Below are 17,927 nucleotides of genomic sequence, written 5' to 3' on the forward strand. Positions count from 1 at the left end.
ACGCGATAGGAGACACCCATGCGTCACGCCCGCGGCTACCGCCGCCTGAACCGCACCCACGAGCACCGCAAGGCGCTGTTTTCCAATATGGCCGGCTCGCTGATCGAGCATGAGCAGATCAAGACGACCCTGCCCAAGGCCAAGGAACTGCGCCCGATCATCGAAAAGCTGATCACGCTGGCCAAGCGCGGCGACCTGCACGCCCGCCGGCAGGCTGCGGCACAACTGAAGCAGGACCAGCATGTCGCCCGCCTGTTCGAGATCCTCGGCCCCCGCTATGCCGACCGTCAGGGCGGCTATGTCCGGGTGCTGAAGGCCGGCTTCCGCTACGGCGACATGGCCCCCATGGCGATCATCGAGTTCGTCGACCGCGACACCTCGGCCAAGGGCGCCGCGGACCGCGCCCGTCTGGAAGCCGAGGCGGATATCGGTTTCGACGCCTGATCCACGAAGTCAGGGGCCGGTTGCTGCCGGCCCTTGCCAAGTGACGCCACGTCAGGACAAATAGACCCGCGCAGCCATGCTGCGCGGGTTCTTTTTTGCATCACCGTTAACTGAAAAAATACGTTCTACACTTAAATAACAGGGTAACGCCGGCAAGGCTTGGGCCTTGTCCTTAAATAAGCCCATTGACCGCCTCCTTGGCAATTTGTCTAAAAGGATATGTCTTCGAGAGCCGAGATCACCGCCACCCTGTCGCGCCTGAAAAAACTGGCGCCCGTGGGGTATTACATCGGGCTGCACATCCGTTTCGCGGCCCCCATCATGAGGTTCCAGACCTATCCCGAGGGCTGGTCGGAACGATACACGGCGAATGCCTATGCCTTGCGCGATCCGACGATCGCCTGGGGCTTCTCGACGACAGGTGCGGTGCGCTGGTCGGCCATGCCGATTCCCGATCCCTTCGGCATCCTCGCCGATGCGGCAAGTCATGGGCTGCATTACGGGCTGACCATGTCCAGCGGTCCGATCAAGTCACGCACCATTGCGAGCTTTGCCCATGACACGCGTGAATTCAAGGATGACGAGATCGAGACGATCTCGGCTCTGGTACGACGACTCCACGAGATCACGGAGCCGCCGGAGAGCCTGACAAAGGCTCAGCAAGAGGCCCTTCGATGTATCGCGGAGGGCGATCGCCACGCGGCAGCGGCTGCAAAGCTCGGCATCACCGAAAGTGCGTTCAAGGCGCGTCTGATTTCCGCCCGTGAACGGCTGATGGCCAGGACAACGGCCGAGGCGCTGCAGCGAGCCAAGGATTACCGTCTGCTTTAGGCCGTTCGCCCGTCATTCAACCAACCGCGGTCGCTCCGGGGGGCCAACCCCTCAACCCCAGGAGAAGACCATGCAGACCACCACGCTTTCCTTCAGCAATCTTCACAACCACGGCGAACTGTTTGCGAATTTGTTCCGCGCCCGCCGGCAGAGCTTCATCATCCAGAAGAACTGGGATCTGCCGCAGGCCGATGGCATGGAATATGACCAGTACGACACCCCCGCCAGCCGCTGGGTCGCTGTTCACGACGGCGTTGACCAGGTGCTTGGCGGCTTCCGCCTGACGCCCACCACCGCCCAGTGCGGGATCTACTCCTACATGATCCGCGACGCGCAGCGCGGCGTCCTTGGCGGCACGATCCCGCAGGACCTGCTGTATGGGGAAGCCCCCGTCGATCCGCAGGTGTGGGAATGCACCCGCGTCTTCGTCAACCACGAGACCCCGATGGCGATCCGCCGCAAGGTCCACATGCAGATGGCGGGTGCCATGACCCGGACCGCGCGCGAATTCGGCGCGACCCGTCTGATAGCGCTCACCGGGGCGACCTGGCCGCGCTGGTACGGCCGCTGCGGCCTGGACGCCGAGGCGATCGGCCGCGTCCTGCTGATCGAGGGCGAGGAGAACCAGTGCGTATCGATCAACCTCGTGCCGAAGATGCACTGATGGCGCGGCAAAGGTGGGGGATACCCACCACATGGCGGGCAGCGTAAACTGCCCGCCATGGCCGATCTTTTCGACGACATGCCCCTTTCGCCCGAGCCCGCGGGACGCTCGGCCCACCGTCCGCTCGCGGATCGCATCCGCCCGCGGCGGCTGGCCGAGGTCATCGGCCAGGGCGCGATCCTCGGCCCCGACGGGCCGCTTGGGGCGATGCTGGGGGCGGGCAGCCTGTCCTCGCTGATCCTCTGGGGACCGCCCGGCGTTGGCAAGACCACCATCGCGCGGTTGCTGGCCGACCAGACCGAGCGCGACTTCGTCCAGATCTCCGCGATCTTCTCGGGCGTGCCCGAGTTGCGGAAAGTCTTCGACACCGCCCGCCTGCATTACCGGCAGGGGCGGGGCACGCTGCTGTTCGTGGACGAGATCCACCGCTTCAACAAGGCGCAGCAGGACAGCTTCCTGCCGCATATGGAGGATGGGACCATCCTTCTGGTCGGCGCCACGACCGAGAATCCCAGCTTCGAGCTGAACGCGGCGCTTCTGTCCCGCGCGCAGGTGATCGTTCTGAAGCGGCTGGAACTGGCCGATCTTGAACTGCTCGCCCAGCGGGCCGAGCGCGAGATGGACCGCGCCCTGCCGCTGACCGGCGAGGCGCGCGAGGCGCTGCTGGCCATGGCCGACGGCGACGGCCGCGCCGCCCTGAACCTGATCGAGCAGGTGATGGCTTGGAAGGTGGAGCGTCCCCTCGGCACCGACGAACTCTCGCGCCGGCTGATGCGCCGGGCCGCGAAATACGACAAGGGGGGCGACGAGCATTACAACCTGATCTCGGCGCTGCACAAATCCGTCCGTGGTTCGGACCCCGATGCCGCGCTCTACTGGCTCGCGCGGATGCTGGAAGGGGGCGAGGACCCGCGCTACCTCGCCCGCCGCATCACCCGCATGGCGGTCGAGGACATCGGTCTGGCCGATCCGGCAGCGCAGCGCCACTGCCTGGACGCCTGGGCGCTGTATGAACGGCTCGGTTCGCCGGAAGGCGAGTTGGCGCTGGCGCAGGCGGTGATCTACCTTGCGCTCGCGCCCAAGTCGAACGCGGGCTATGCCGCCTACAAGGCCGCGCGGGCCGAGGCGCGGAAGACCGGCAGCCTGATGCCGCCCGCCCATATCCTGAACGCGCCCACGCGGCTTATGAAGGACCAGGGCTATGGCGCGGGCTATGCCTATGACCACGACGCCGAGGACGGCTTTTCCGGGCAGAACTATTTCCCTGACGGCATGAAGCGCCCCGTCCTCTACACCCCCGTCGAGCGCGGGTTCGAGCGGGAACTGAAGAAGCGGCTCGACTGGTTCGTGAGCCAGCGGCTCAAGCGCGGCGGTTGACTTTGCCGGGGCGCATCTACAGGTCAGCGGGATGATGACTGCGGTATTTCAGGTGGCGCTGGGCGGCGCTTTGGGCGCGACGGCACGCCATGGCGTGAACCTGGGCGCGGCGCGGCTGCTGGGGCCGGCTTTCCCCTGGGCGACGCTGGGGGTGAATGTCGCGGGCTCGTTCCTGATGGGCTTGGTGGTAGCGGCCCTGGGGCGTGACGGCGCCTGGGCACCCCTCCTGCTGACGGGGATGCTGGGCGGCTTTACCACCTTCTCGGCCTTCTCGCTGGATGCGGTGACGCTGTGGCAGAAGGGACAGGGGGGCATGGCCGCGCTTTATGTCGGGGTCAGCGTCCTTCTTTCGCTCGCCGCGCTTGTTGCGGGGCTTTCCATGGGGCGTCCGGCATGAGCGGCGTGCAGATCCTTCGCGTGGGCGATGACGAGGGCGAGCAGCGGCTGGACCGCTGGATGAGGAAGCGTTTTCCGCAACTGAACCAGATCGCCATCGAGAAGCTGTGCCGCACCGGCCAGATCCGTGTCGATGCGGGCCGGGTCAAGCCCGCAACCCGCGTCGAGCCGGGGCAGGAGGTGCGGGTGCCGCCCTTGCCCGACGCCGCACCTGCGCCTGCCGCGCCGCGCCTGCGGGAAAGCGACGCCGAGATGATCCAGGCGGCGGTGCTGTGGAAGGACGAGCATATCATCGCCATCAACAAGCCGCCGGGACTGCCCTCGCAGGGCGGCTCGGGGCAAGGGGAACGCCATGTGGACGGCCTGACTCCCGCGCTGATGTTCGGCTACAAGGAGAAGCCGAAGCTGGTGCACCGGCTGGACAAGGATACCTCGGGCGTGCTGCTGCTGGCCCGCACTGACCGGGTGGCGCGCCGGCTGTCGGAAGCCTTCCGCGCAAGGACCACCCGGAAGATCTACTGGGCGGCCGTCGCGGGTGTGCCGAACCCGAAAATGGGCACTGTCCGCTTTGGCCTTGTCAAGGCGCCGGGCCACGGGCGGGGCGGCGAGGGCGAGAAGATGATCTGCGTCCACCCGGCCAAGGTCGATCAGACCGAAGGCGCCAAGCGAGCGACCACCGACTACGCCGTGGTGGACAGCCTCGGCACCCGCGTCAGCTGGACCGCGCTGGTGCCCATCACCGGCCGCACCCACCAGTTGCGGGCGCATATGGCGGAACTCGGCCACCCGATCATCGGCGACGGCAAATATGGCGGCTCGGGGCAGGAAAACCTCGGCGACGGCTGGGGCGCGCAGCTTGGCGGAGAGATCAGCCGCAAGCTGCACCTGCACGCGCGGTCCATCGGCTTTGACCACCCGATCACCGGCAAGCGCGTCACCCTGACCGCGCCCCTGCCCGATCACATGGCGCGGACATGGAAGACCCTGGGCTGGCACGAGAGTGACGTGCCCGCCGATCCGTTCGAGGACGCATGAAGCTGGTCATCTGGGACATCGACGGCACGCTGGTGGACAGCCATGCGATGATCATGGAGGCCATGGCCGCGGGCATGGCTGCCGCAGGGCTGCCGGAACTGCCGCACCGCAAGGTCAGCGGCATCGTCGGCCTGTCGCTGCCGGTAGCGGTGGAGACCCTGCTGCCCGGCCATGACCCGGCGACCCATGCGGCCGTGGCCGAGGGCTATCGCGTCCATTACTCTGCCGCGCGGGCGATGGCCGAATCGCCGCTGTTTCCCGGCGCGCGGGACTGCCTTGACCGGCTGGCCGCGCTGGACGACCTGCTGATGGCGGTCGCCACCGGCAAGTCGCGGCGGGGCTTGGACGCGCTGCTGGCCGCGCATGGGCTGGAGGGCTATTTTACGGCCACCCATTGCGCCGACGGCCATCTGTCGAAGCCCGCGCCAGGGATGATCCTCTCTTGTCTCAATGACAGCGGGGTCGATGCCACCCGCGCGGTGATGATCGGCGACACCAGCTTCGACATCCTCATGGCAGGGAATGCCGGCATCAAGGCCATCGGGGTTGCCTGGGGCCATCACCCGGCCGGTGACCTGACTGCGGCGGGGGCGCTGGCCGTCGCCCGCGACTTTTCCGAACTTTCCCAACTGATCGAGAATTGGGCAGCATGAGCGAATGGCAGGCCCGCCGCTTCTGGAAGGAAAACGCCGTCGAGCCCGTCCCCGGCGGCTATGAGGTGCGGCTGGACGGTCGTCCCCTGCGCACCCCCGGCAAGCTGCCGCTGGTGCTGCCGACCCGTGCGCTGGCACTGGCGGTGGCCGCGGAATGGGACGCGCAGACCGACGTGATCGATCCCGGCGCGATGCCGCTGACGCGGGCCGCGAACTCGGCCATCGAGCGGGTCGCGCCGCAGTTCGATGCCGTGGCCGACATGCTGGCCGAATACGGCGGCACCGATCTTCTGTGCTACCGGGCCGAGCATCCGGTCGAGCTGGTCATGCAGCAGGCCGAGGGCTGGAACCCCTTGCTGGACTGGGCGCGGTCCGACCTGCAGGCAATGCTGCTGGTGACGCAGGGAGTGATCCCCGTCGCGCAGGACCGGGTGGCGCTGACGCGGCTGCGGGACCGGCTGGACGCCCTGAGCCATTGGCAACTGACGGCGCTGCATGACCTGGTGACGCTCTCGGGCTCGCTCATCCTGGGGCTTGCGGTGCTGGGGGGGCGGCTGCGGGCGGACGAGGCGCACCGGTTGTCCCGCATCGACGAGGAGCATCAGGCCGCAATCTGGGGCCGCGACGAGGAAGCCGACATCGCCGCCGAGGGGCGGCTGCAGGCGCTGCGGAATGCCGCGCGGCTGCTGGCGCTGCTGGCGGCGGACGCGGCGTCGAAAACGGACCCCTCGCCTGACGCTTGACGGACGCGTTGCGACCGGCAGTATGACGTTCAGGCCGAGCGCGTCAGGCGCGTCCCGGCAGGCGGGCCGGTCAACCGAGCCGAGAAAACCGTGCCGGGCGCAGATCCGGCGGACAACAGAGAGGAACTTCATGCGACACACGGCTTTCCTGGCCACGGTGGCCGCCGCGGCGCTGTCCGCGGGCACGGTGATGGCAGCCGAGGGCGACACCCTCGCGCAGGTCAAGCAGCGCGACGTGCTGAACTGCGGCGTCAACACCGGCCTTGTCGGCTTTGCCGCGCCGGATGCGAACGGCAACTGGTCGGGCTTCGACATCGCGGTCTGCCGCGCGGTCGCCGCGGCCGTGCTGGGCGACCCCGCCAAGGTGAAATACATCCCCACCACCGGGCAGACGCGATTCACCGCGCTGACCTCGGGCGAGGTGGACCTGCTGGCGCGGAACTCGACCTGGACCTTCCAGCGCGACACCGACCTCAAGATGGATTTCGCGGCGGTGAACTATTACGATGGGCAGGGCTTCATGGTCCGTCAGGATCTCGGCGTCAGCTCGGCCACCGAACTCGACGGCGCGACGATCTGCATCCAGACCGGCACCTCGACCGAACTGAACCTGGCCGACTGGTTCAAGGCCAACAACATGACCTACCAGCCGGTCAACATCGATTCGAACGCCGAGGGTGAGCAGCAGTACATGGCGGGCGCCTGCGACGCCTATACCACCGACGCATCCGGCCTTGCCGCGACCCGGGCGGCCTTCGCCGATCCCGACAGCCACATCATCCTGCCCGAGATCATCTCGAAAGAGCCGCTGGCTCCGGCGGTCCGCCACGGCGACAGCAACTGGGGCGACATCGTCCGCTGGACGCTTTACGCGCTGATCTCGGCCGAGGAATACGGCGTGACCTCGGCCAATCTGGACGAACTGTCGCGGTCCTCGACCAATCCCGACGTGCAGCGGATGCTGGGCGCCACCGACGATTACGGCGCGATGCTGGGGCTGGACAAGGAATGGGCCAAGCGGGCCATCGCCGCCTCGGGCAACTATGGCGAGATCTTTGCCGCCAACATCGGCGAGCAGACCCCCATCGGGCTGCCGCGCGGGCTGAACGCGCTGTGGACGCAGGGCGGCCTGATGTACGCGATGCCGTTCCGCTGAAAACCCTGACGCCCCGCCCCGCCGACCTGCGCGGCGGGGCGCTTCGTTCCGGCTGAACGATGCACCCGTGGCCGAGGTGGACGCAAAGATCCGCCCGGCCCAACTGGGAGAAACATATGGCGCCTGCACCCCCGGCAAGGCAGTCCTTCCGGCTGTCCATGCTGATCTACGACCGCCACTATCGCGCGCTGCTGATCCAGGCGCTCGTGTTCATCCTGGTGATGTCCGTCGCGGCATGGCTGGTGAACAACACGGTCCAGAACCTTGCCCGGATGGGCAAGACCTTCGACTTCGGCTTCCTGACCAACCGGTCGGGCTATGACATCCCCTTCAGCCTGATCGCTTACGATTCGAACTCGACCCATCTGCGGGCGGCGATGGTGGGGCTGCTGAACACGCTGCTGGTGTCGGCGCTGGGCTGCGTCATCGCCACGGTCCTGGGCGTCACCGCGGGGGTGCTGCGGCTGTCGCGGAACTGGCTCGTTTCCAGGCTGATGACGGTCTATGTGGAAATCTTCCGCAACGTGCCGCTGCTGCTGTGGATCCTCGTGATCCTTGCGCTGTTCACCGAGGTGATGCCCGCCCCCCGCGATTACCGCACGGCCGAGGACGGGACCGCCAATGCCGAGATGATCCTGTTCGGCACCGTCGCGCCCACGAATCGCTATACCGCCGTCCCCGCCGTGGTGGCGGAACGCGATCCCGGCCCGGTGTCGATCCTAGGGGTCCAGATCGACGCGATGGTGGTGGCCTTTGCCGTGGCGCTGCTGTCGGCCTGGCTCATCAACCGCTGGCTGCGGAAGCGGGCGCAGTATCTGCAGGACACCACCGGGCGGCGGCCCGTGACTTGGTGGATCTCGCTGGCGCTGTTTCTGCTGCCGCTGCTGGGGCTGATGCAGTTGTTCGGCATCCATCTGGTCGCGCCGGAACTTCGCGGCTTCAACTTCGCGGGCGGCATGAACCTCGACAACGGCTTCGTGGTGCTGCTGCTGGCGCTGTCGCTTTATACCGGCGCCTTCATCGCCGAGATCGTGCGCGCCGGGATCATGGCCGTCAGCCGCGGCCAGACCGAGGCCGCCGCGGCCTTGGGGATGCGCGCCCGCCCGATCATGGCGCTGGTGGTGCTGCCGCAGGCGCTGCGGGTCATCATCCCGCCGCTGATCTCGCAGTTCCTGAACCTGACCAAGAACAGTTCGCTGGCGATCGCGGTGGGCTATCCCGACTTGCGGGCGACGCTGGGCGGCACCACGCTGAACCAGACGGGGCGGGAAATGGAATCGATGATCCTGATGATGGGGATCTATCTGGCGATCAGCCTGATCGTCTCGGCGGTGATGAACCTCTACAATTCCCGCGTCCGGCTGAAGGAGCGCTGAGATGAGCGAAGTCCATGCCGAAACCGTCCCCTTCGTGCGCGGCACCATGCTGCCGCCGACCCCTCCGCCTGCGCGGCAATCGGGGGTGGTGCTGTGGCTGCGCGAGAACCTGTTTTCCGGGCCGCTGAACATCCTGCTGACTCTGGCCGGCCTGGCGGTTGTCTGGAGCATCGTCTCGCATCTGTGGCCGTGGTTCGCGAACTCGGTCTGGAACGCATCCAGCATCGGCGAGTGCCGCCAGATCATCGCCGAGCGCGACGGCCCCGGCGCCACCGGCGCCTGCTTCGCCATCATCCGCGAACGCTGGAACCAGTTCATCTTCGGCTTCTACCCGGCCGAGCATTACTGGCGCCCCACCGCTGCATTCGCGCTGCTGCTGTTCGCGGTGGCTCCCATCCTGTTTTCCGAAAGCCGCCGGCTGCGCTGGACGGTGCTGGCGCTGACCGCGGTCCTTGGCTTTGCGGCCTGCGTCGCGCTGGGCACGCCCATACGGCCGCTGCTGGTCATCGGCGCCGCTTTCGTCGCCCTGACGGCGCTGATCGAATACGCGCCGGGACGGGCGCTGGTCTTCAGCCTCCTTTACCCTTTCCTTGCGGTCTGGCTGCTCTGGGGCGGGCCGATCTGGAATCCGCTTGCGGTTCTGGCCGGATTTGCCCTTGCCCTGATCATCTGGCGGACCCTCGGACGCTTCGGCGCGGGGTTGATCGGGCTGGCGCTGGGCGTGGGTTTTGCCGTCTGGTGGTGGACGGCGCTCGGCCCCCGGGTGGCGGCGGACCTGCAGGCGCTTCTGCCGATGGCGCTGGCCCCGGTCGAATCGCGGTCCTTCGGCGGCTTCCTGCTGGCGCTGACCATCGGCGTCTCGGGCATCGTCATGTCGCTGCCGCTGGGGATCATCCTGGCGCTTGCCCGCCAGTCGAACCTGCCGGTAGTCAAGATGCTGGCAGTCATGTTCATCGAGTTCATCCGCGGCGTGCCGCTGATCACGCTGCTCTTCGTGGCCTCGATCCTGCTGAACTACTTCCTGCCGCCGGGCACCAGCTTCGACATTATCCTGCGGGTCATCATCATGGTGACCCTGTTCGCGAGCGCCTACATGGCCGAGGTGATCCGCGGCGGCTTGGCCGCCCTGCCGCGCGGGCAATACGAGGGCGCGGACTCGCTTGGCCTGACCTATTGGCAGGCGCAGCGGCTGATCATCCTGCCGCAGGCGCTGAAGATTTCCATCCCCGGCATCGTCGGCACCTTCATCGGCGTCTTCAAGGACACCACGCTGGTCACCTTCGTGGGCCTTTTCGACCCGCTGAAGCAGATGGCCGACACGATCCGGGCGACCTTCGCCTGGAAGGGTGCCTATTGGGAGCCTTACGTCTTCACCGGCACCATCTTCTTCATCCTGTGCTTCGCCATGTCCCGATACGCCATGTATCTGGAACGGCGGCTCAAGACCGATCACCGCTGAGGGACCGTTTATGACCGACCTGAACACCCGGCCCCGGCCGGCCCCCGCGATGGGGTCCGAGATCGCCGTGCGGATCGAGAAGCTGAACAAGTGGTACGGCACCTTTCACGTGCTGCGCGACATCGACCTGACCGTCCACCGGGGCGAGCGGATCGTGATCGCCGGGCCGTCGGGATCGGGGAAATCGACGCTGATCCGCTGCATCAACCAGCTTGAGGAACACCAGTCCGGCCGCATCACCGTGGACGGGATCGAACTGACCAACGACATCAAGAACATCGACAAGATCCGGTCCGAGGTCGGGATGGTGTTCCAGCACTTCAACCTGTTCCCGCATCTGACCGTGCTGGAGAACTGCACCCTTGCGCCCATCTGGGTCCGCAAGGTGCCCCGGCGCGAGGCCGAGGAAACGGCGATGCATTTCCTGCGCGAGGTCCGCATCCCCGAGCAGGCCGACAAGTATCCCGGCCAGTTGTCGGGCGGCCAGCAGCAGCGGGTGGCCATTGCCCGCTCGCTCTGCATGAAGCCCAAGATCATGCTCTTCGACGAGCCGACCAGCGCCCTTGATCCCGAGATGATCAAGGAAGTTCTGGATACCATGATCGAGCTGGCCGAGGGCGGCATGACGATGATCTGCGTGACGCATGAGATGGGCTTTGCCCAGGCCGTGGCGCATCGGGTGATCTTCATGGACCAGGGCCAGATCGTCGAGGAGAACACCCCGCGCGAGTTTTTCAACAATCCGCAATCCGAACGCACCAAGCTGTTCCTCAGCCAGATTCTGGGGCATTGAGGGACAAAACAACGCGCGTGGGGGTGATCGAATGAACCAGATGTATCTGCTGCTGCTCGGCCTTCTGGGCGTCGCCGCCATCGGCAGCCTTCTGTCCAGCGACGACGACGAGGAATTCGACGAAGGCGAGGACCTGCCTGACATTCCCGTCCGGGACGGCACCGACAATTCCGAGACGCTGACCGGCACCGACGGGGCCGAGATCATCCGCGGCTTCCGGGGGGACGACACCATCGACGCGGGCGCCGGCGACGACTGGATCTACGGGGGGCTGGACGATGATACGGTCATCGCCGATGCCGGGGACGACCGCGTCTTCCTGGGCAGGGGCGACGATCTCTACGGCGAGCGCGGCAGCACCGCCGATGACGGCAACGACACCATCGAGGGCGGCAGCGGCAAGGACACCGTCCATGCAGGCGCGGGCGATGACCTGATTCTGCCCGGCGACGACGACAATGACGACGACGTGCTGAACGGCGGCCCCGGCTCGGACACGATCCGGGGCGGCCATGGCGATGACCTCATCGGCGCCGACGACGTTCTGGATGGCGATCCCGACTTTTACTACGGCGACAAGGGCAGCGACACGATCTGGCTCGGCGACGGCGATTACGCCGAAGGGGGCGAAGGCCGCGACGACTACCTGCTGACCGCGGGCCTGGGCGCCTCGACCATCGTCTATGGATCGGCGGACCGGATCACCGTGAACTACGAGGGCACCGGGGATGATCCGCCCGAGGTCAGGGTGGTGCAGTCGGGCGCAGACGCCCATCTGGTCGTGGACGGCGATGTTCTGGCCATTCTCAAGGACACCGACGCTGCGGCGGTCGACGAGATCGAGCTGAAGGCATCGGGCAGCGCGGCTGGTGCCGCCACGGGTGCCGTCGTCGGCGGTCCCGCGGGTTCCGGTCCCGGCTCTGCTGCAGGACCGGCAAGCTAGGACAGGAGCGCGCCTCTGGCTGGAACGGCCCGCCGCCCTGGCGGGCCGTCTGTATTTCAGACCGCCGTGCGGCGCATCTCGTCCAGGTAGATCTCGCGCAGCCGCCGCGCCACGGGGCCGGGCTTGCCGTCCCCGATGGCCGTGCCGTCCAGTTCCACCACCGGCATCACGAAGGCCGAGGCCGAGGTGATGAAGGCCTCGTCCGCCGCCTTTGCCTCATCCACGGTGAAGCTGCGTTCCTCGACCCCAAGCTGCGCCTCGGCGGCCAGCCGCAGCACCGCGGCGCGGGTGATGCCATGCAGGATGTCGGTCGAAAGCTGGCGGGTGATGATGGTGCCGTCCTTGACGATATAGGCGTTGTTCGAGGTTCCTTCGGTCACCAGCCCGTCCTCGACCATCCAGGCGTCGTCGCAGCCCCGCGCCTTGGCCTCCATCTTGGCCATCGAGGGGTAAAGGAGTTGCACCGTCTTGATGTCGCGGCGCGACCAGCGCAGGTCGGGCACCGTGCAGACTCGCAGCCCGGTTTCCGCCTGCGGGTTCTGGGCCAATCCCGGCTTCGACTGGGTGAACATGACGACCGTGGGCGTTGTCCCTTCGGGCGGATAGGCAAAGTCGCGGTCACCGGGGTTGCCGCGCGTGACCTGCAGATAGACCAGCCCCTCGGCAATGCCGTTTTCCGTGACCAGCCGCTGGTGCGCTTGCAGCCATTCCGCATTCGTCATGGGATGGGTCATGCCCAGCTCATCCAGCGAGCGCGCCAGCCGTTTCATATGGCCGTCGAAATCCAGAAGCCTGCCGTCCAGCACGCTGACGACCTCGTAGACGCCGTCGGCCATCAGAAATCCCCGGTCGAAGATCGAGACGGTGGCCTGTTCCTCAGGCAGGTAGCGGCCGTTGACAAGGACGGTGCGGGACATCGTGTTCTCCGGAATGTGGCGGGTTGGTTGTGCGCCAATGCGCGGATGCGTTCAATGCGCCTTCCCCGTGCATCCGCAGAAAGGCTTGCTGCAACTGCGGCAACAATCTATCACCCCTGCGACACGCCACGAAATATCCTTGCACGAGGTCTCATGTCTTTCCGGCTGCAACCCCCTGCTCCTGCCCGCCTGAACCGCTGCCAGTTGTTCGGCCCCGGTTCCCGCACCCAGCTTTTCCAGAAGATGGCGGGTTCGGCTGCCGATGTCATCAACCTTGATCTTGAGGATTCGGTCGCCCCGGACGACAAGCACCAGGCCCGGAAGAACGTCATCCAGGCCATCGGCGATGTGGACTGGGGCAACAAGACGCTGTCGGTGCGGATCAACGGGCTGGACACGCCTTATTGGTACCGCGACGTGGTGGATCTGCTGGAACAGGCCTCGGACCGGCTGGACCAGATCATGATCCCCAAGGTCGGCAATGCCGCCGACATCTATGCGGTGGACGCGCTGGTGACAGCGGCGGAACGCGCCAGAGGTCGCCAGAAGCCGATTACCTTCGAGGTCATCATCGAATCGGCCGCCGGCATCTCTCATGTCGAGGAGATCGCCGCCGCCAGCCCCCGTTTGCAGGCGATGAGCCTGGGCGCGGCCGATTTCGCGGCCAGCATGGGCATGGCGACAACCGGCATCGGCGGCACGCAGGAAAACTACTACATGGCCCGCGAGGGGCAGAAATACTGGTCCGACCCATGGCACTGGGCACAGGCTGCCATCGTCGCGGCCTGCCGGACGCATGGCGTGCTGCCGGTGGACGGCCCCTTCGGCGATTTCAGCGACGAGGAGGGCTTCCGCGCCCAGGCGCTGCGTTCGGCCACGCTGGGCATGGTCGGGAAGTGGGCGATCCACCCCAGCCAGGTGGCGCTGGCCAACGAGATCTTCTCGCCGAACGAAAAGGCCGTCACCGAAGCGCGCGAGATCCTCGCGGCCATGGAAGACGCGCAGAAATCCGGCGCCGGGGCGGCGGTATACAAAGGTAGACTGGTTGACATCGCGTCAATTCGTCAGGCACAAGTGATCGTGCGCCAGGCAGAACTGATCACTGCCGAGGCACAACGCTGACGCAAGCGGACCCGGACGGCTCGGCGGGGAGGCCAGCCGTCTTAGGGGGAGGAGCGACAGGCCCCGTCCCACGCGGGGCCTGTCTCTGTTTGGATGGGCCGCCGAGGTCGTCAGAAATCGAACAGGTCGCCCAAGAAGGATTCGCGGCGTTTGGGTTTGCGGCCATGGCGATGATCGTCGTCGTAATCATCATGATCCCGCCGCCGATCACGCTCCTCGGAGCGATAGCTGTCCTGCCGCTCATGGCCGGATTGCGGCGATCCCTGCAGATCGGGGGCTGCAGTGGGCTGGCCGACAGAGGGTAGAGGAGGCATCGACACAGCGGCGCGGTCGATGATCTTGTCCAGTTCCCCGCGATCCAGCCAGACGCCGCGGCATCTGGGGCAATAATCGATCTCGACACCGCTGCGATCGGACATCACCAGCGTCTCGCCATCTGCCGGACATTTCATCCAAGGTCTCCTCTGGTCCCTGCCTTTTCAGGTAAGCCGCCCGGCGCTGAGCGCAATGGGCAGACAGCAACACGTCCCGGTGATTTCTTTCCGGTAAAAATATTCCCGGCTTCCGGGCGCCCGGGAACAGCTTGTTGGACTGTGTTCAGCCAAGAAGGCCGTGGCGGCTGATAGGCCCGAAGGGTCGATCCCCCATGCGGCCCTGCAGCAAGCCCTTATGTCGCGGCCTGCCATTCCGCCGGGATCACCGGGGTCGCCGCGACCAGCTTGCGGGTGACGGGATGGCGGGGGGAGGACAGGATGCGCGCGGTCGGGCCTTCCTCGACCATGCGGCCCTGGTCCATCACCAGCACCCGGTCGGTGATCGCGCGCACCAGCGACAGGTCGTGGCTGATGAACAGCCAAGACAGCCCGTGCCGCTGACGAAGCCTGGCTAGCAGGTCCAGCACCCTTGCGCGCACCTGCACGTCCAGCGCGCTGACCGCCTCGTCCAGCACGATCAGACGGGGCTGGATGATGAGGGCGCGGGCGATGGCGATGCGCTGGCGCTGGCCGCCGGAAAACTCGTGGATATGGCGGCGCATGGCGTCGACCCCGATCCCGACCTCGTCCAGAACCTCGGCCACGCGCTCGCGCCAGTCGGCGGGCCGGCCGGTCAGGTGGAAGGGTTCGGCCACCAGCCGGTCCACCGTCCAGCGCGGGTCGAAGCTGGAAAACGGGTCCTGGAAGACCGCCTGCATCTGTGCCCGCTGCGCCTTGGGCATCCCCGGCCCGACCGCCGCGCCCCCCAGCCGGACCCGGCCGCCCTGCAGCGCATCCAGCCCCATGATCGCGCGGGCGAGCGTCGATTTCCCGCAGCCCGATTCACCCACCAGCCCGACTGATTCTCCTTGCGCGATGGTCAGGCTGACGCCATCCACCGCCCGCAGAACGGGGCGCGGGGCGAAAAGTGCCGGACGGGGCAGGCGGTATTCGCGCACCGCGCCCTCGACCTGCAGGATCGGCGGGCCTTGCGCCCGCGCCCCTGTCTCGGCGGGGACGTGGCTCGCGGCGGCGAAGAGGGAGCAGGTATAGGGATGGCGGCGGAAGCGGAAGACCTCGGCCGTGGTTCCGGCCTCGACGATCCGGCCGTGCTGCATCACCGCCACGCGGTCGGCGATGCCTGCGACGACCGCGAGGTCATGGGTGATGAGCAGCAGCGCCATCCCTTCGTCCCGCACCAGCCCGCGCAGCAGGTTCAGGATCTGCGCCTGCGTAGTCACGTCCAGCGCCGTCGTCGGCTCGTCGGCGATCAGCAGGTCAGGGGCCTCGGCGATGGCCATGGCGATGGCGACGCGCTGGCGCTGGCCGCCCGACAGTTGGTGCGGGTAAAGCCCGAGGGGAAAGCGGGCGGCGGGCAGGCCCACCCGGTCCAGCCTGTCGCGGGCGCGGGCCAGCGCCTGCGCGCGGGGAAGGCGGCGGAAGCTTTCCGCCACCTGGTCGCCGATGGTCATCAGCGGGTTCAGCGCCGTCATCGGCTCCTGGAAGATCATCCCGATGCGACGACCCCGCAGCGCATCCATCGCCCGTTCCGGCAGGTCGAGCAGGTTGCGCCCGTCCAGTTCCACCCGCCCGCCGACCTGCGCGCCATCCGGCAGCAGCCCGATGGCCGCCAGCGCCGTCATCGACTTGCCCGAGCCGCTTTCGCCGACCAGCCCCGTCACCTCTCCCCGCGCCAGCGGCAGGGTCACGTCCGACACCACCTGCCGCCCGGCGATGGTGACGCACAGGTTCTGCAGCGCGATCATGTCAGCCGCGCCTTGAGCCGGGGGTCCAGCGCGTCGCGCAAGCCGTCGCCCAGCAGGTTCAGCCCCAGCACCGTCAGCACGATCGCCATTCCCGGCACGATGGCGACATGAGGGGCGATCGTCACCATCGTCTGCGCCTCGGCCAGCATCCGCCCCCAGCTCGGGATGGGCGGCTGCGCGCCGAGGCCCACATAGGACAGCCCGGCTTCCGCCAGAATCCCCAGCGCGAACTGGATCGTGGCCTGCACGATCAGAAGGCTCGCAAGGTTCGGCAGGATGTGTTCGACGCTGATCCGCGCCGCGCCCTTGCCCGCGACCTCGGCCGCGCGGATGTAGTCGAGCGTCCACAGCGGCAGCGCCCCGCCGCGCGTCACGCGGGCGAAGACGGGGATGTTGAAGATGCCGATGGCGAGCATGGCGTTCCCCGCCGAAGGCCCCAGCGCGGCGGTGATGAGGATCGCCGTGACCAGCGCCGGGAAGGCGAAGATCAGGTCGTTCCCCCGCATGATCGCCTCGTCCAGCCACCCGCCGCGGGAACCCGCGGCCACCAGCCCCAGCGGCACGCCGATCCCGGCGCCGATCCCGACCGCCGCCAGCGCCACGGCCAGCGAGGTCCGCGCCCCGATCATCACCATCGACAGCAGGTCGCGGCCCAGATGGTCGGTGCCCAGAAGATGGGGGCCGCCGGGCGGACGCAGACGGTTCGCGACATCGACCCCGGTCACGTCGAAGGGCGTCCAGACCAGCGAGACCAGCGCCAGAGCCACCGCCAGTCCTGCCAGCGCCGCGCCCAGGCTCAGGCCCAGCCGATGGAGGAGGACGCTCATCGCCCGCGCAGCCTCGGGTCCACGGCGGCATAGGCCAGATCGACGAGGAAGGTGACAAGGATCACTGCCGCGACCAGCACCAGCACCGCCGACTGCACCACCACCAGGTCGCGCTGGGTGATCGCCTGAAAGATCAGCCGCCCAAGGCCGGGCAGGTAGAAGACATTCTCGATGATGATCGCGCCGGCCAGCAGGAAGGAAAACTGCATCCCCAGGATCGTCAGGACCGGGATCATCGCGTTGCGCAGCGCATGGCGGCGCATGACCTGCCCGCGGCTGAGACCCTTGGCCCGCGCGCTGCGGATATAGTCCTGTCCCAGCGTCTCGATCAGCGCCGAGCGCAGCACGCGGGCAAGGATCGCCGCCTGCGGCAGCGCCAGCGCGACAGCAGGCAGGATCAGGGCGCGCAGAGCCGCGAGGGGATCGGCCCAGCCGGGGAAGCCCCCCGCCGGAAGCCAGCGCAGCTTCACCGCGAAGACGAGCACCAGCAGCATTGCGAACCAGAAGTTCGGCAGCGCGATGCCGATCTGCGTGGCCCCCATCGCTACCGCGTCGGCTACCCGGCCGCGCCGTCCCGCCGCCAGCATCCCCACCGGCAGCGCCACCGTGACCGCCAAGGCCAGCGCCAGCGCCGCCAAGGGCAGCGAGACCCGCACCCGGTCGAGGATCATCCCCGCCACCGGCGTCTTGTAGGCGAGGCTGGTGCCCAGGTCCCCCGTCAGCACGCCCCCCAGCCATTGCGCGTAGCGCACCGGCCATGGCAGGTTCAGGCCAAGCTGCTCGCGCAGGGCCGCAATGGTTTCAGGCTGCGCGCCGGTGCCGAGGACAAAGACCGCCGGATCGCCCGGCACGAGGTCCACCACCGCGAAGATCACCGCCGAGGCGGCGACCAGCGCCAGGGCCAGCGAGACGAGGCGCCGCGCCAGCAGCCTCATGCGCCGCTTCCCTCGGC

At 67.4% G+C, this 17,927-nt stretch carries 19 protein-coding genes; 14 read left to right on the forward strand and 5 right to left on the reverse strand.

Annotated elements, in window-relative coordinates; translation table 11 throughout:
* Window positions 1-18 precede the first annotated feature (18 nt).
* The 13 genes from rplQ to JGR78_RS14300 all read left to right on the forward strand — a co-directional run bounded on the left by rplQ (window position 19) and on the right by JGR78_RS14300 (window position 11,870).
* On the forward strand, window positions 19-444 hold the full coding sequence (gene rplQ, locus JGR78_RS14240) for a 50S ribosomal protein L17 (protein ID WP_182791615.1): 426 nt from the start codon (window positions 19-21) through the stop codon (window positions 442-444).
* 219 nt (window positions 445-663) lie between these two features.
* Window positions 664-1,275, forward strand: coding sequence for an autoinducer binding domain-containing protein (locus JGR78_RS14245; RefSeq protein ID WP_182791616.1), 612 nt, complete (start codon window positions 664-666; stop codon window positions 1,273-1,275).
* Between the two features lie 70 nt (window positions 1,276-1,345).
* On the forward strand, window positions 1,346-1,939 hold the full coding sequence (locus JGR78_RS14250; protein WP_182791617.1) for an acyl-homoserine-lactone synthase: 594 nt from the start codon (window positions 1,346-1,348) through the stop codon (window positions 1,937-1,939).
* 57 nt (window positions 1,940-1,996) lie between these two features.
* Complete coding sequence (locus JGR78_RS14255; protein ID WP_182803321.1) at window positions 1,997-3,316, forward strand: replication-associated recombination protein A; 1,320 nt, start codon at window positions 1,997-1,999, stop codon at window positions 3,314-3,316.
* A 31-nt stretch (window positions 3,317-3,347) separates the two neighbouring features.
* Window positions 3,348-3,713 carry a fluoride efflux transporter CrcB gene (gene crcB / locus JGR78_RS14260; protein WP_182791619.1) on the forward strand — a complete coding sequence of 122 codons (366 nt, stop codon included), beginning with the start codon at window positions 3,348-3,350 and terminating at the stop codon, window positions 3,711-3,713.
* Window positions 3,710-4,747, forward strand: a complete 1,038-nt coding sequence (locus JGR78_RS14265) for an RluA family pseudouridine synthase (protein WP_182791621.1) — start codon at window positions 3,710-3,712, stop codon at window positions 4,745-4,747. Before crcB ends, JGR78_RS14265 begins: the two co-directional genes overlap by 4 nt.
* Complete coding sequence (locus JGR78_RS14270; RefSeq protein WP_182803319.1) at window positions 4,744-5,400, forward strand: HAD-IA family hydrolase; 657 nt, start codon at window positions 4,744-4,746, stop codon at window positions 5,398-5,400. The genes JGR78_RS14265 and JGR78_RS14270 overlap by 4 nt, the downstream gene beginning before the upstream one ends.
* Complete coding sequence (locus tag JGR78_RS14275; protein WP_182791623.1) at window positions 5,397-6,143, forward strand: ATP12 family chaperone protein; 747 nt, start codon at window positions 5,397-5,399, stop codon at window positions 6,141-6,143. Before JGR78_RS14270 ends, JGR78_RS14275 begins: the two co-directional genes overlap by 4 nt.
* A 130-nt stretch (window positions 6,144-6,273) precedes the next feature.
* Complete coding sequence (locus tag JGR78_RS14280) at window positions 6,274-7,299, forward strand: amino acid ABC transporter substrate-binding protein (RefSeq protein ID WP_182791625.1); 1,026 nt, start codon at window positions 6,274-6,276, stop codon at window positions 7,297-7,299.
* Window positions 7,300-7,415: 116 nt separating this feature from the next.
* On the forward strand, window positions 7,416-8,675 hold the full coding sequence (locus JGR78_RS14285; RefSeq protein WP_182791626.1) for an amino acid ABC transporter permease: 1,260 nt from the start codon (window positions 7,416-7,418) through the stop codon (window positions 8,673-8,675).
* Window position 8,676: 1 nt separating this feature from the next.
* A complete protein-coding gene (locus JGR78_RS14290; protein WP_182803317.1) occupies window positions 8,677-10,134 on the forward strand; it encodes an amino acid ABC transporter permease in 1,458 nt (485 codons plus the stop codon).
* Between the two features lie 49 nt (window positions 10,135-10,183).
* Window positions 10,184-10,927 carry an amino acid ABC transporter ATP-binding protein gene (locus JGR78_RS14295; protein WP_182791785.1) on the forward strand — a complete coding sequence of 248 codons (744 nt, stop codon included), beginning with the start codon at window positions 10,184-10,186 and terminating at the stop codon, window positions 10,925-10,927.
* A 40-nt stretch (window positions 10,928-10,967) separates the two neighbouring features.
* Entirely contained in the window at window positions 10,968-11,870 is a 903-nt protein-coding gene (locus tag JGR78_RS14300; RefSeq protein WP_200559342.1) for a calcium-binding protein, read from the forward strand.
* Window positions 11,871-11,926: 56 nt separating this feature from the next.
* On the opposite strand, the gene JGR78_RS14305 is transcribed toward JGR78_RS14300, so the two are convergent.
* On the reverse strand, window positions 11,927-12,787 hold the full coding sequence (locus tag JGR78_RS14305) for a D-amino-acid transaminase (RefSeq protein ID WP_182791630.1): 861 nt from the start codon (window positions 12,785-12,787) through the stop codon (window positions 11,927-11,929).
* A 153-nt stretch (window positions 12,788-12,940) separates the two neighbouring features.
* Here JGR78_RS14305 and JGR78_RS14310 point away from each other — a divergent pair, with 153 nt between their 5' ends.
* Window positions 12,941-13,909, forward strand: a complete 969-nt coding sequence (locus JGR78_RS14310) for an L-malyl-CoA/beta-methylmalyl-CoA lyase (protein ID WP_182791631.1) — start codon at window positions 12,941-12,943, stop codon at window positions 13,907-13,909.
* Between the two features lie 110 nt (window positions 13,910-14,019).
* Here JGR78_RS14310 and JGR78_RS14315 read toward each other — a convergent pair whose 3' ends face one another.
* From JGR78_RS14315 to JGR78_RS14330, 4 genes are all read right to left on the reverse strand, one after another.
* Window positions 14,020-14,361, reverse strand: a complete 342-nt coding sequence (locus JGR78_RS14315; RefSeq protein ID WP_182791632.1) for a zf-TFIIB domain-containing protein — start codon at window positions 14,359-14,361, stop codon at window positions 14,020-14,022.
* A 215-nt stretch (window positions 14,362-14,576) separates the two neighbouring features.
* Window positions 14,577-16,148 carry an ABC transporter ATP-binding protein gene (locus tag JGR78_RS14320; RefSeq protein ID WP_182791633.1) on the reverse strand — a complete coding sequence of 524 codons (1,572 nt, stop codon included), beginning with the start codon at window positions 16,146-16,148 and terminating at the stop codon, window positions 14,577-14,579.
* Window positions 16,145-16,975, reverse strand: a complete 831-nt coding sequence (locus tag JGR78_RS14325; protein ID WP_182791634.1) for an ABC transporter permease — start codon at window positions 16,973-16,975, stop codon at window positions 16,145-16,147. Before JGR78_RS14325 ends, JGR78_RS14320 begins: the two co-directional genes overlap by 4 nt.
* On the reverse strand, window positions 16,972-17,910 hold the full coding sequence (locus JGR78_RS14330; RefSeq protein ID WP_182791635.1) for an ABC transporter permease: 939 nt from the start codon (window positions 17,908-17,910) through the stop codon (window positions 16,972-16,974). Before JGR78_RS14330 ends, JGR78_RS14325 begins: the two co-directional genes overlap by 4 nt.
* Window positions 17,911-17,927: the final 17 nt, after the last annotated feature.

This window comes from Paracoccus sp. MC1862 (assembly GCF_016617715.1).
Taxonomy (GTDB): Bacteria; Pseudomonadota; Alphaproteobacteria; order Rhodobacterales; family Rhodobacteraceae; genus Paracoccus.

Bases quoted from the DNA above. Each gene is read 5' to 3' on its own strand.
- JGR78_RS14315 (WP_182791632.1), bottom strand. From the start codon at position 14,361: ATGAAATGTCCGGCAGATGGCGAGACGCTGGTGATGTCCGATCGCAGC.
- JGR78_RS14330 (WP_182791635.1), bottom strand. From the start codon at position 17,910: ATGAGGCTGCTGGCGCGGCGCCTCGTCTCGCTGGCCCTGGCGCTGGTC.
- JGR78_RS14290 (WP_182803317.1), top strand. From the start codon at position 8,677: ATGAGCGAAGTCCATGCCGAAACCGTCCCCTTCGTGCGCGGCACCATG.
- JGR78_RS14245 (WP_182791616.1), top strand. From the start codon at position 664: ATGTCTTCGAGAGCCGAGATCACCGCCACCCTGTCGCGCCTGAAAAAA.
- JGR78_RS14270 (WP_182803319.1), top strand. From the start codon at position 4,744: ATGAAGCTGGTCATCTGGGACATCGACGGCACGCTGGTGGACAGCCAT.
- JGR78_RS14325 (WP_182791634.1), bottom strand. From the start codon at position 16,975: ATGAGCGTCCTCCTCCATCGGCTGGGCCTGAGCCTGGGCGCGGCGCTG.
- JGR78_RS14300 (WP_200559342.1), top strand. From the start codon at position 10,968: ATGTATCTGCTGCTGCTCGGCCTTCTGGGCGTCGCCGCCATCGGCAGC.
- JGR78_RS14280 (WP_182791625.1), top strand. From the start codon at position 6,274: ATGCGACACACGGCTTTCCTGGCCACGGTGGCCGCCGCGGCGCTGTCC.
- JGR78_RS14295 (WP_182791785.1), top strand. From the start codon at position 10,184: ATGGGGTCCGAGATCGCCGTGCGGATCGAGAAGCTGAACAAGTGGTAC.
- JGR78_RS14275 (WP_182791623.1), top strand. From the start codon at position 5,397: ATGAGCGAATGGCAGGCCCGCCGCTTCTGGAAGGAAAACGCCGTCGAG.
- JGR78_RS14250 (WP_182791617.1), top strand. From the start codon at position 1,346: ATGCAGACCACCACGCTTTCCTTCAGCAATCTTCACAACCACGGCGAA.
- rplQ (WP_182791615.1), top strand. From the start codon at position 19: ATGCGTCACGCCCGCGGCTACCGCCGCCTGAACCGCACCCACGAGCAC.
- JGR78_RS14265 (WP_182791621.1), top strand. From the start codon at position 3,710: ATGAGCGGCGTGCAGATCCTTCGCGTGGGCGATGACGAGGGCGAGCAG.
- JGR78_RS14320 (WP_182791633.1), bottom strand. From the start codon at position 16,148: ATGATCGCGCTGCAGAACCTGTGCGTCACCATCGCCGGGCGGCAGGTG.
- JGR78_RS14305 (WP_182791630.1), bottom strand. From the start codon at position 12,787: ATGTCCCGCACCGTCCTTGTCAACGGCCGCTACCTGCCTGAGGAACAG.
- JGR78_RS14285 (WP_182791626.1), top strand. From the start codon at position 7,416: ATGGCGCCTGCACCCCCGGCAAGGCAGTCCTTCCGGCTGTCCATGCTG.
- JGR78_RS14310 (WP_182791631.1), top strand. From the start codon at position 12,941: ATGTCTTTCCGGCTGCAACCCCCTGCTCCTGCCCGCCTGAACCGCTGC.
- crcB (WP_182791619.1), top strand. From the start codon at position 3,348: ATGATGACTGCGGTATTTCAGGTGGCGCTGGGCGGCGCTTTGGGCGCG.
- JGR78_RS14255 (WP_182803321.1), top strand. From the start codon at position 1,997: ATGGCCGATCTTTTCGACGACATGCCCCTTTCGCCCGAGCCCGCGGGA.